This is a genomic window from Phytoactinopolyspora mesophila, from assembly GCF_010122465.1.
Taxonomy (GTDB): Bacteria; Actinomycetota; Actinomycetes; order Jiangellales; family Jiangellaceae; genus Phytoactinopolyspora; species Phytoactinopolyspora mesophila.
This window is the reverse complement of sequence record NZ_WLZY01000014.1, coordinates 87,871-99,460: the sequence shown is the minus strand read 5'-3', so window position 1 is coordinate 99,460 and position 11,590 is coordinate 87,871. Positions and strand designations below refer to the sequence as shown.

General features: G+C 66.1%; 13 protein-coding genes. 5 read left to right on the top strand and 8 right to left on the bottom strand.

Annotation, left to right across the window (positions count from 1 at the left end):
* Nucleotides 1–44 precede the first annotated feature (44 nt).
* From hpt to dacB, 4 genes are all read right to left on the bottom strand, one after another.
* Nucleotides 45–596: a hypoxanthine phosphoribosyltransferase gene (gene hpt / locus F7O44_RS27305; RefSeq protein ID WP_162453485.1), complete on the bottom strand. Its 552-nt coding sequence runs from the start codon at nt 594–596 to the stop codon at nt 45–47.
* Nucleotides 597–670: 74 nt separating this feature from the next.
* Complete coding sequence (gene tilS / locus F7O44_RS27300) at nt 671–1,720, bottom strand: tRNA lysidine(34) synthetase TilS (RefSeq protein WP_222851758.1); 1,050 nt, start codon at nt 1,718–1,720, stop codon at nt 671–673.
* A complete protein-coding gene (locus F7O44_RS27295) occupies nt 1,721–2,815 on the bottom strand; it encodes a zinc-dependent metalloprotease (protein WP_162453484.1) in 1,095 nt (364 codons plus the stop codon).
* 60 nt (nt 2,816–2,875) lie between these two features.
* Entirely contained in the window at nt 2,876–4,303 is a 1,428-nt protein-coding gene (gene dacB / locus F7O44_RS27290; RefSeq protein ID WP_162453483.1) for a D-alanyl-D-alanine carboxypeptidase/D-alanyl-D-alanine endopeptidase, read from the bottom strand.
* Between the two features lie 112 nt (nt 4,304–4,415).
* Between dacB and F7O44_RS27285 the strand changes: the two genes are divergently transcribed.
* On the top strand, nt 4,416–4,904 hold the full coding sequence (locus F7O44_RS27285) for an inorganic diphosphatase (RefSeq protein ID WP_162453539.1): 489 nt from the start codon (nt 4,416–4,418) through the stop codon (nt 4,902–4,904).
* 11 nt (nt 4,905–4,915) lie between these two features.
* Here the strand turns inward: F7O44_RS27285 and F7O44_RS27280 are convergent, their stop codons facing one another.
* Nucleotides 4,916–5,347, bottom strand: a complete 432-nt coding sequence (locus F7O44_RS27280; protein WP_162453482.1) for a DUF2000 domain-containing protein — start codon at nt 5,345–5,347, stop codon at nt 4,916–4,918.
* Nucleotides 5,348–5,467: 120 nt separating this feature from the next.
* Between F7O44_RS27280 and F7O44_RS27275 the strand changes: the two genes are divergently transcribed.
* The gene (locus F7O44_RS27275; protein ID WP_162453481.1) at nt 5,468–6,310 is read left to right on the top strand and encodes a helix-turn-helix domain-containing protein; all 843 of its coding nucleotides are present in this window, start codon (nt 5,468–5,470) and stop codon (nt 6,308–6,310) included.
* Here the strand turns inward: F7O44_RS27275 and F7O44_RS32145 are convergent.
* The gene (locus F7O44_RS32145; RefSeq protein WP_162453480.1) at nt 6,295–7,710 is read right to left on the bottom strand and encodes an NlpC/P60 family protein; all 1,416 of its coding nucleotides are present in this window, start codon (nt 7,708–7,710) and stop codon (nt 6,295–6,297) included. The genes F7O44_RS27275 and F7O44_RS32145 overlap by 16 nt on opposite strands.
* Before the next feature lie 189 nt (nt 7,711–7,899).
* Nucleotides 7,900–8,403, bottom strand: a complete 504-nt coding sequence (locus F7O44_RS27265) for an Lrp/AsnC family transcriptional regulator (RefSeq protein WP_162453479.1) — start codon at nt 8,401–8,403, stop codon at nt 7,900–7,902.
* A gap of 80 nt (nt 8,404–8,483) precedes the next feature.
* Here F7O44_RS27265 and ddaH point away from each other — a divergent pair, with 80 nt between their 5' ends.
* The 3 genes from ddaH (at nt 8,484) to F7O44_RS27250 (ending at nt 10,804) form a co-directional block, all read left to right on the top strand.
* The gene (gene ddaH / locus F7O44_RS27260; RefSeq protein WP_222851757.1) at nt 8,484–9,287 is read left to right on the top strand and encodes a dimethylargininase; all 804 of its coding nucleotides are present in this window, start codon (nt 8,484–8,486) and stop codon (nt 9,285–9,287) included.
* A 15-nt stretch (nt 9,288–9,302) separates the two neighbouring features.
* Nucleotides 9,303–10,517, top strand: coding sequence for an ornithine--oxo-acid transaminase (rocD, locus tag F7O44_RS27255; RefSeq protein ID WP_162453478.1), 1,215 nt, complete (start codon nt 9,303–9,305; stop codon nt 10,515–10,517).
* A 104-nt stretch (nt 10,518–10,621) separates the two neighbouring features.
* A complete protein-coding gene (locus F7O44_RS27250) occupies nt 10,622–10,804 on the top strand; it encodes a hypothetical protein (protein ID WP_162453477.1) in 183 nt (60 codons plus the stop codon).
* A gap of 86 nt (nt 10,805–10,890) precedes the next feature.
* Here the strand turns inward: F7O44_RS27250 and F7O44_RS27245 are convergent, their stop codons facing one another.
* Entirely contained in the window at nt 10,891–11,586 is a 696-nt protein-coding gene (locus F7O44_RS27245) for a sirohydrochlorin chelatase (RefSeq protein WP_162453476.1), read from the bottom strand.
* Nucleotides 11,587–11,590 lie beyond the last annotated feature (4 nt).

The following is an 11,590-nucleotide window of genomic DNA, read 5'->3' as shown; positions in this document are numbered from 1 at the left end:
GCACAGCATTGCCGCGACCATTCGCACAGGGCCTTACCCGCACGTCACGAATACATATGGGGCGCGAGGGTCGCGACGACCCGGAGATTGCGGTATCGCTCGGCGTAATCAAGTCCGTAACCCACGACGAACGAGTTCGGGATGTCGAAACCGACGTACTTCACGTCCACGTCGGTCTTCGCCGCCTCCGGCTTGCGCAACATGGTGCAGATCTCCACCGAAGCGGGCCCCCGGGACCGGAGATTGGAGACCAGCCACGAGAGCGTGAGGCCGGTGTCGATGATGTCCTCGACCACGAGGACATGGCGCCCGGAGATGTCCGCGTCCAGATCCTTGATAATCCGCACAACACCACTGGAGCGGGTGCCTGAGCCGTATGAGGAGACGTCCATCCAGTCGATCTCGACGTGACGTGAAAGGTGGCGAGACAAGTCGGCCATCACCATGACCGCACCCTTGAGCACGCCTACGAGCAGTACGTCCTTGCCCTCGTAGTCTCTCTGGATGTCCGCGGCCATCTCGGCCAGCCGACTCTGGATTTCCTGCTCGGAAAGGACGACCTTCTCGAGATCGCCGTCAATATGCTGCGGATCCACGAAAAGAAGCCTGCCATACGGTGCCGCTCCCAGTCTGCCGGGAGTGACATGCCGGCCCGAAACCGGTGCCCGGATCAGGACCCTGGGAGCGGCCCGAAGGTCAGGACGCCGCGTCGCCGGCTCGCCCTGACGGCGCCGGGCAAGTCCACCCCTTTCTGCCCGTGCCACGCCGTGAGCAGCTTGTCAACCGCCTCTGCGTGCGCGGCGGTCAGGTCGGTAGGCGGGCAGCCCGCCGAGATCGCGGCCGTGCGCAGCACCCGCCAGCGCACTGCTTGCGGCAGGCCCGAAAGGTGACCGATGTCATACGCCGAACCCGGCGACGATCCGGGAGCCGGCCGAGTGGCGGCTTGCAGCGCCTGATCAGCGAGCACATCCAAGGCCTCGGCATCGGCCCGGAGCAACTCACCGGTGCGGGCCAGCGCGGCGGTGATACCGGGCCCGAGTTCTTTCTCCAGAACCGGCAGCACACGGTGCCGCACCCGGGCACGGGCATAAGCGGGGTCCACGTTGTGGGGGTCTTCCCATGGCTCCAATCCGGGTGGGACGGCAGCCCGGACGATCCCTCGAGACAGGCGCAACAAAGGACGCCTGTACAGTCCGAGCCGCGTTGCCATCCCCGCCAGCGAACGCGCCCCCGACCCCCGGGCCAGGCCGAGCAGAACTGTCTCTGCCTGATCCTCCAACGTGTGCCCGAGGAACACCGCATCGGCTCCGTGCCGGGTGGCCGCATGGTCGAGCACTGCGTATCGCGCGGAGCGTGCGCTGGCTTCCGGACCGGCCGGACTGCGACCGATGCGTACGTGCACCGTCTCGACCGGCTCGAGGCCCATACCCGCCAGCGCGGCCGCCACCGCGCGGGCCCGATGCGCCGAACCTTCCTGCAGACCGTGATCGACGCTCACCCCGCCCGCGAGGATCCCGGCTCGCGGAGCCTCATGCGCCAGGGCAGCCGCGAGTGATAGCGAGTCGGCGCCACCGGAGCAGGCGACCAGGACGCACGGGCGTTCCAGAGACGCCTCGCGGCGGGCAGCGACCGACGCGTGCTCATTGAGAACATCAGCCAGCTCATCGCGAACGGCGCGCCGTACGAGCAGATGCGGCGCGTCCCCTCGACGTTCAACCACTCACGCCGCGCTTCCGTGTACCCGGTCGACCCATTGCCGCGGTTCTGCGATCTCCCCCGGCGTGGGCAGCGTCTCCGCAGATTCCCAGATCCGGTTGAATCCGTCCATGCCGACGAGCTCGACGACCGCGTTGACGAAGGCGGCGCCGTCGCGGTACTGACGCATCTTCGCCTCCATTCCCAGCACCCGTCGCACAGCGCGGTCAACGCCGGAGTTCCCGCGGCGGCGCTGCTGGAAACGCCGCCGGATGGTGTCGACGGTGGGAATGACCTCCGGTCCGACGCGATCCATCACGACGTCGGCGTGCCCCTCCAGCAACGACATCAACGCGGTGACGCGCTTGACGATCGCCTTCTGCTCCGGCGTCTGTAGAACATCCAAGAGGTTCAGTCCATCGCCCTCCCCCCGCACCGCGCGGATCAAGGCTTGGAGGACTTCTCGGACATTTGCGGTCAGGACGCTGGCGTCCACCTGGGTGGACGCCACGAACTCCTTGATCTCCGCCTTGAGGTGCTCCCGGAGCCACGGCACCGCGGTGAACTGCACGCGGTGGGTCTCCTCATGCAGGCACACCCACAGCCGGAAATCGCGGGGCACAACGTCGAGCTCGCGCTCGACGTGCACGACGTTGGGCGCGACCAGCAGCAGCCGCCCTGACTCAGCCGCTGCGTTGGCGCCGTTGTAGAACGGGTCGAACTGTCCCAGCACCCGGCCGGCGATGAAAGCCAGGAAAGCTCCCGTCTCCATCCCAGTGGCTTTGGGACCGATGTAGTCGAGCGGTCCGAAGCTGCGGCCCTGCCGGGCTTCGTGGATCTTCTCGGTCAGCGGAGCGACGACGGTCCGCAGACTCTCGGTGTTGGCCGTCACCCAACCTCCACGGTCGACGACCATGACCGGCGCGACCACAGCAGACCCGTCGAGACCGGTCACCTCCTGGACATAGCCTTCGGCCTTGCTCGCGAACCTATGCAGTTCCGCGACGGTTTCCTGGGCTTCCATGGCATTGACCTGAGGCCCCGACCCGGCAAGGCGTTTGCCCGTCCTGGCAGCAAGATCCCAATCGACGAGCTCAGGGCCCGAATCGCGAGTCGACATGCCTTCACGCTACGTGAGAGCCGGTTCCTCGACCACCTGCTGTGCCTAGATGCCAGCGTTTCAGGAGACGAGGGCGGCGGCGAACCGGTCCAGCGCTGCCCGCGCGGCAAGTGCGTCGTCAGCGTCGTCGGCCAGGATGGCGAATATGTACGCCGCGCCGTCGGGTGCCACGGCCAGACCGGCCAGGCTGTGCACGCCGGTGAGCGTACCGGTCTTGGCGCGAACGTATCCGGCGCTCCCGTCCGGCGCACGCTCCGCCAGCGTCCCGGTGAAGCCGGCCACCGGCAGCCCGGCCAGCACGGTGCGTAGATCCGGGTGGTCCGGATCAGCCGCCCGACCGAGCGCACTAGTCAGGGCAGCAGCTGTGGCCGCGTTTCCACGGGCTAGCCCGCTGCCGTCACGGATGTCCAGTCCGCCGGGCTCGATGCCGAGCCCGGCTAGCACCTCGACGGTGGCCTCACCAGCTTCGTTCGACGTCGCAGGACGCCCGAGGCCCAACGCCACGTGCCGGCCCAGGACCTCGGCGGCGTCGTTGTCACTGGTACGCATCACGTGCTCCACGATCGCGGACAGTGGCGGCGACGCGACAGCTGCCAGCTCGGGAAGATCGGCTCCGGCGTCGGTCCGCTCTGGCGACGCGTCCGCCACCGGGACGTCGTGATCGGCGAGAAAGCCGGCGAAGAGTTCGGCGGCGCTCAGGGCAGGATCGTCAGCGCGGTCGCGAAACCCCGCTCGGATCCGGCCGCCATCGGCGGCCAATGCGCTCACTGGGGCGACAACGCCATTGGGAACGTAGGTTGGCAGCCAGTCGGGATCGATGGCCGGACCGGTGAACAGGCTGTCGTCGAAGGTCAGCCGCACCGACTCGGCGCCTGTCTCGGCCACCGCTTCCGCGGTAGCGGCGGCCAGCCCTTCGAGGCTCGCGGAGGCAGCGCTCACGGCGCCGTCGTCGGTGGAGGCCAGCATCGGGTCGCCCCCGCCGACGAGTGCGATGGTGACCTCTCCCGCGTCGTCGTCGACCAGCACGGTCTTGGTCTCGAACCGGTGGTCAGGGCCAAGCACGTCCAGAACAGCCACCGACGTGAGGATTTTCATGGTGCTGGCCGGGACGAACGCATCCGTGGCGTTGGACTCGTAGATCGTGGCTCCGGATCCCAAGTCGATCACGACGGCCCCGACGTTTCCCCCGAGCTCGGACGCTCCGGCCAGCGACGCGAGCCGGTTGCTGAGATCGGCGCCGGTGTCGGCATCCGGTCCGGCAGCCGCCAGCACTGCCTCGGCCGGCTCCCACGATGCCGCCAGAGCCTTGTCGAGCTGCTGCGACGCCTTCGGGGGGCCATCCGTGGGCGTCAGCTGGCCGGTGCCCACCAGCACCGCGCTGACCAACACAGCTGTGGCCGCGACGGAAACGGCGACCCACAACTTGACACGACGAGGCTTGGCGCGCCGGAATCGGGCCCGCCCGGGCGGACCGTTCTCATTGCTCATCGTGGCAACTCACAAGATGGTGACGAACAGAACACCCACCAATGATCCGTCATGTGCCAAGGTACGGGACACTGGCATCATGAGCAGCAGCGGCAACCAGAAGGGCGCGACCGTGGAGTTCGACGTCACCATCGAGATCCCGGCAGGCAGCCGGAACAAGTACGAGATGGATCACGACACCGGCCGGATCCGGCTCGACAGGAGGCTGTTCACGTCAACACGCTACCCACACGACTACGGCTTCATCGACAACACTCTCGGGTTGGACGGTGATCCGCTCGACGCCCTGGTGTTCATCGAAGAGCCGACCTTCCCGGGCTGCTTGATCCGCTGCCGGGCAATAGCCATGTTCCGGATGACGGACGAGGCCGGGGGCGACGACAAAGTGCTGTGTGTGCCGTCGGACGATCCTCGCAAAGACCCGTTCATCGACATCGGCGATCTGCCCGAGTTCGATCGCCTCGAGATCCAGCACTTCTTCGAGGTGTACAAGGATCTCGAGCCCGGCAAGTCGGTGGAAGGGGCGTCGTGGGTAGACCGGGCCGCCGCTGAGGAGGAGATCCGCGCTTCTTACGAACGCGCCAAGAACGCAAGTCACTGACGAGGTCGGCCTCATCTGTGCAGTTCGGCACCTTTGAGTATCTTGTCAACCATGTTCTTCGGACCGTGAAGCGCCAGCCCGACCAGGTCCAGCTGGTCGCGGGCGACGGCGCGTACAGCGGCCCGATTGTCACGGTCGTTGCCGGTGGTGAACAGGTCGGCGGTGAAGACCGCGAATCTCAGACCGCGGCTGAGCGCCTTGGTGTGAGCGCTGGTGAGCGTCTCCTTCGAGCCGGAGAAGATCAGCACCGGCTGGCGGAACATGGAGAGATAACGCGTGCCGTCCGCGTCTTCGTACGGCTCACCGATCAGCTCGGTGTCCGCACTGGCCACGCCACTGATCATGAACGCCGTGACATTGAGCCGCTGCCAGGTCTCGAGGTCGTCGCGCAGCAGCACGGCGATCTTCGTGTCGAATCGGATTTGCTCTGCCACCGTACTCATCTCCTACTCGTGCCAATCTGACTTAAAGGGCACCGCCATCCGGGATTCACCGGAAGGCACCGCGGAACCCTGCCTCAACTCTGCTGGCCGCTAACCCTGCCGGTCTTGTACGTTCTTTGCGTGGACGAGGCGGGTTCGCAGCGCGGCCGGCCCACGGCCTGGCGACCGGCGGTGCCCGGCATCGCCGAGGTTTTCCATGCGCATTTCGTCGATCACATCTATCCGGTCCACACTCACAGCGCGTGGACCCTGTTGATCGTCGACGACGGCGCGATCCGCTTCGACCTGGACCGCCAGCAGCACGGCACCGCCGGCTCGATGGTCACCGTGCTGCCGCCTGACGTGCCCCACGACGGCCGCTCGGCCACCGCGCACGGGTTCCGCAAGCGCGTGCTGTACCTGGAGCCGTCCGTCCTGGGCAGCGGCCTGGTCGGCGCGGCCGTGGACTCGCCGGGATTCGACGACGCCGTTCTCTGGCACCGGATCCACCAGCTACATGTGTCGCTGTCACATCCAGGTGATGCCTTCGAGGCGGAGAGCCGACTGGCGTTCATCCGGGAAAGGTTGCGCCGCCATCTGCGCCACCTGGCTCCGGCGGCGACCCGCCGCTACGCGCCCGCCCCGCAGCGCCTCGCCGGGCAGCTACGCGATCTGCTCGACGCGCGGACGACCACCGGGTTGACTCTCGCGGACGCGGCTGAGCACCTGCACGCTCATCCGGCGCACCTGGTGCGCTCGTTCACGATGTCCTTCGGGTTACCGCCACATCTGTACCTGACTGGCCGGCGCATCGACATCGCGCGCAGGCTGCTGCTGGCCGGGCAACGCCCGTCGGAAGTCGCCCTCGCGGCCGGCTTCTACGACCAGTCCCATTTCACTCGCCACTTCAGACGATACGTGGGCACCACTCCGGCCCGCTTCGCATCCGGCCGGGACTCGGCTCAGATTCACACCCGGCCGTAGAAAGCCGGGTCACGCCAGTAGAAGACGCTCTGGACCTCGACGTTCTTGCCCGGGCGGGGAGCGTGGATCATCTGCCCGCCACCGATGTACAGGCCGACGTGATACACCCCTGATGCCTGACCGTTGTCCGACCAGAAGATCAGGTCTCCGCGCTCGATCTGCGAATAGGGAATCCGGGTGACCTGCTGGGCCTGTGCAACGCTCCAATGCGGAAGGCTCTTGCCTCCGGCTTGCCAGGCGCGCATCGTCAATCCGGAGCAGTCGAAGCCATGTGGACCGGATCCACCCCACTCGTACGGCTTACCGATCTGCTGCCTGGCGTACTCGATGGCGGCCTCGGCCCCGTCAGGTTGTTGCGGCGGCTGTGTCGGAGTGGGGGTGGGCGTCGGAGTCGGGGTGCGCGTGGGGGTCTGGGTGGGCGTAGGCGATTGTGTCGGAGTCGGAGTCGGGGTTGACGTGGGTGTGGGCGAGGAGGACGGTGTCTGGGTCGGCGTCGGCTCGTTTCGGTCTTCGTCGGAGTCTTCGTCCGGATCGCTGGTCGGCTCCCGGGTCGGCTCGGTGGTTGGCTGCGGGTCCTCCACCTCTTCCCGGTCTTCCCGGTCTTGCCGGTCTTCCCGAGCCTCGCGCTCACGCTCAGCGGCTTCCTCGTCCGCGATCGCTTGCTGACGCTCTTCTTCGAGGGCCACAGTGGTTCCACGCGCGGCCGCCAGTTCGCCGATCAGCTCCTGCCGCTCGGCCTCCGCCGCGGCTGCGGCCGCCTCGTGCTGTTCGGCCAACCGCGCGGCAGCTTGGAACGCTTCCTCCGCCGCTTCCGTGGCACGCTGGCGCTCTTCCAGAGCCAACTGGGCGTCGGCCGCGGCTTCTTCGGCAATCGCGGTCTTGACCGTCGCCCGCTGGAACGCGCCGGCCTGTGACTCCGTGACGGAACGGAACGCGGCGAAGCTGTCGTAGAGCTCGGTGCTGTCCTCGGCCGACAAGATGATGCCGATGCGGGCCAGGTCGCCGCCTTGCCGGTAGGAAGCAGCCACCACCTGGCCGAGCACGTCGCGAGCTTCCTCGGCTCGGTCCTCGGCGCGTTCAGCGTTACGCCGGCTGCTGTCCTCGGCTTCTTCGGCCTCCTCGAGAGCCAACCGGGCGCCGTTGTAATTCTCACCCGCCTTGGCGACATCCACTCGCAGCTGGTCGAGTTCGGCGTTGATCGACGCGAGGCGTCCCTCTGTCGCGGCTACCGCATGCTCGGCCTGACGCTCGGACTCGCGCGCGTCGTCAATGTCCTGCTCCGTGGGGAAGCTCCGCTCCGCAGCGGCCGGGACGATGACAGGCGCCACAACAAGACCCGCGAGCACGCTGATGAACACGCCACCCACCACAGGCGCCCAGGTCTTGTTGCGACTACGCACGTGACCGACCTCCCCGCTATCAGACGTCACAGGGGATGAGCCTAACCACTCTCATCACATCAGGGAACACAGACCACAAGATTCTCACAAGCCACTCGGCGTGTCGCCTTGACGAAGAACATGCGTGTAATTATGAAAGGCCAGGCCCTGCCCACGAACGCGCAGCGGCGCACCCACAAAGGCGCCATCTCACATACTGAGAAAATCCCGGCGCAACAGCGGCGACAACACCAGGACACTACGGGTTCGCGCTACAAACGGCTCGGCCGAGACCTGACTCAGAACGCGCTCGAAGTGCTGCATGTCGGCAGCGAAGACATGCAGCAACGTGTCGGCATCGCCGGTCACGGTGAATGCCTCGACCACCTCGGGATATGTCTCCACCCGCCGGAGGACCTCCGCACCGGACGTGCTCCGGTTACAGAACAGTTCGACGTAAGCCTCGGTGGTCCAGCCCGTCGCGGCGGGGTCAACCCGCACGGTGAACCCACTGATCACGCCGCGGTCGCGGAGCCGGTCGATCCGCCGCTTGACCGCCGGAGCGGAAAGGTTGACCTCAGCGCCGATCGTGCCGTAACTGGCCCGCCCGTCCGCCATCAGAAGTTGGATGATGCGGCGGTCGATCTGGTCGAGTTCCACTGGGACATCGTCCAGCAACCGGCTCGCCCACGCAAGATTCGAGCGTGTCAGCATCAGAATGCGCAAGAAATCGCCCCCATGTATGCAACAGACGAGTATCGCGTTGCACCACCGGCGCCGCTTAAGTTCTTCACGTGACCAGCATCGAATCGCGGCACTACGTCATGTGCCCCCCAACGCATTTCGCCGTGACCTACGCCATCAACCCCTGGATGGACCCGGGGCAGCCGGTGGACAGGGACTTAGCGGTGGCGCAATGGACGACCTTGCGCGAGGCCTACACGGGTCTCGGTCATCGAGTCGATGTCATCGATCCCGTTCCGGGCCTGCCCGACATGGTGTTCACCGCAAACGGAGCGTTCGTCCTCGGGCGCCGGGCTCTGGGCGCCCGGTTCCGCGAAGAAGTCCGCACTCCAGAAGCGCCTGTTCACCGGGAATGGCTGACCAGCCGCGGATTCGACGTACATGTCCCACAGGCGATCAACGAAGGCGAGGGCGACCTCGCCTGGACCGGCAAGCACATCCTGGTGGGGACCGGATTCCGTTCCAGCCCGGAGGCACTGGCGGAGATCGCTTCCGTCTTCGGTGTGCCGGTTATCGCGCTCGACCTGGTCGATCCTCGCTTCTATCATCTCGACACCGCGCTGACCGTGCTCGATGAACACACGATCGCGTACTTCCCACCGGCGTTCTCTGCCGCCAGCTGCCGGCAACTCGACGCGCTCTACCCGGACGCAATCGTCGTCGGCGAAGAGGATGCCATGCACCTTGGCCTGAACGCGACGAGCGATGGGCAGAACGTCGTCATGGCGGCGCAGGCCAAGAAGATGGCCGATCAGCTCGCCGAAAGAGGGTTCATTCCGGTCCCGGTCGATGTTTCTGAGCTACTCAAGGCCGGCGGCGGAGTCAAATGCGCCACCCTTGAACTACACACGTAGACGAGGAGCACGACGATGACCGATCTTCAGCGCAGCGCCGAGCTTATTTCCCTGACCGAGCGCAGCACGGCCCACAACTACCACCCGCTGCCCGTCGTGATCTCCGAGGGTGACGGTTCGTGGGTGACCGACGTGGACGGCCGCCGATACCTCGATTGCCTGGCCGCGTATTCCGCGGTGAACTTCGGCCATCGGCATCCGCGCATCGTTGACGCGGTACGTGCACAGCTCGAGCGTGTGACGCTGACCAGCCGCGCTTTCCACCACGACGTGCTCGGCCCGTTCGCGAGGGAACTCGCCGATCTCGCCGGCAAGGATCTCGTGCTGCCGATGAACACCGGAGCAGAGGCCGTCGAAACCGCGCTGAAGGTGGCGCGTAAATGGGGTTATGAAGTAAAAGGCGTACCAGAAGATCAAGCCACGATCGTCGTCATGGACGGCAATTTCCACGGCCGGACCATCAGTATCGTGAGCTTCTCGACAGATCCGGTCGCCCGCACTAATTTCGGTCCCTTTACGCCGGGCTTCCGGGTAGTCGAATATGGCAACCCGCCCGCCTTGGCCGACGCGATCGACGACACTACTGTGGCCGTACTCATCGAGCCAATCCAAGGCGAAGCCGGCGTCGTTGTTCCGCCTGCTGGATATCTGTCGCAGGTGCGCCAGCTCTGCGACGCACGACAGATGTTGTTCATCGCAGACGAGATCCAATCCGGGTTGGGCAGGACCGGCACCACGTTCGCTTGCGAGCATGAGGATGTCGTTCCCGATCTCTACATTCTGGGCAAGGCACTCGGCGGCGGGATCGTGCCGGTGTCGGCGGTCATCGGCGACGCCGACGTGCTCGGTGTCATCCATCCTGGCGAGCATGGCAGCACCTTCGGCGGCAACCCGCTGGCATGTGCCGCCGGCCGGGCCGTCGTCGACATGCTGACGACCGGTGACTGGCAGCGCACTGCCACCGAGCTGGGGCAGCACCTGTTCGAAGGGTTGGGCCGGCTGGCCGACAAGGGCATGATCGATGTCCGGGGCCGCGGCCTGTGGGCGGGGATAGATATCGATCCGGATCTGATGACCGGGCGCGCGGCATGCGAGGCGCTTCTCGCCGAGGGAATTCTGGCGAAGGACACCCACGGTTCGACCATCCGATTGGCGCCGCCTTTGGTCATAACGCCCGAGGAGATCGACATGGTCATCGACGCACTCTCCCGAGTTCTCACAGCTAAATAATGCAGTGTTTGAATCGGCTCCCCAGACGTCTTAGACAGCGGCCGAAGCAGTGTTATCGGTACCCCAGATGACGTTCGGCGACCGTACCGAGTAACGTGGGAAATGTGGGGAAAGAATCCAAGCAGAGTGTTTCGGTTTTCCAAGTCAACCCGACGGTATGGGCGCAAGCTCTCGACCTTGCCGACGGCGATGGCCGCCGCATTGAGATACGCGGCGAATTCGATGTGGTCGTCCACAACGAGCCACTGCCGCCGAGCAAACGCATGACCTACGCAGCAGCGGAATGAAATCGGTTTGAGAGGTCACTGACCTCTCAAATCCCCGTGGTTCCCGCCAAGCCAGGCGCCCGGCGGACCACACCGGCCCGCTCGGATCAGGCCTGGGTGGAATCCCGCATGGCCTCCCGGTAGCGGTGAGCCACGAGATCGACGACCGCAGGATGAATCCCGATGGGCGGGGCAACGACGTCGGCACCCACATCGGCCAGCCGGCGGAGAAAAAGCCCGGGCGCCAGCAGATAGGACGCGACCCCCACCCGCTTGAATCCGGCGTCACGCAGAGTGCGAACGGCATCGCCGACCGACGGCTCGGCCGTGGTGACGTATGCCGCCACCACCTCCCGATCGAGAGCCGCGGCCAGCTTCGCGGCAGCCACCTCCACCTCACGGAGGGCGTTGCGATCCGCCGAACCCGCGGCGGCCATCACCACGGCATCAGGCAGTTCTCCCTCCGAACGCAGGCGGTCGGCTACAGCCTCGACAACGGCATCGTCCGGACCGAGGGCCGGCGTCACGACGGCGCGCCCACCAGTCGATTCCACGGCTGCGGGTACGTCGGAACGCACGTGGTAGCCCGAGGCCAGGAACATGGGGACCACCACCGGCGTGCCCGGCACCTCGGCAAGGACTTCATCGAGCATCGGCCCAATGACGTCGACGTAGGCGATCCTGACATCGACGCCCGGTACCCGGGTGCGGACTTCTTCGAGCAGCTTCTCCAACACGACGGGCCCTTCCGGGTCCCGCGTGCCGTGTGCGACTGCGACTAAGGGCCGGACACTCTCATTCATGATC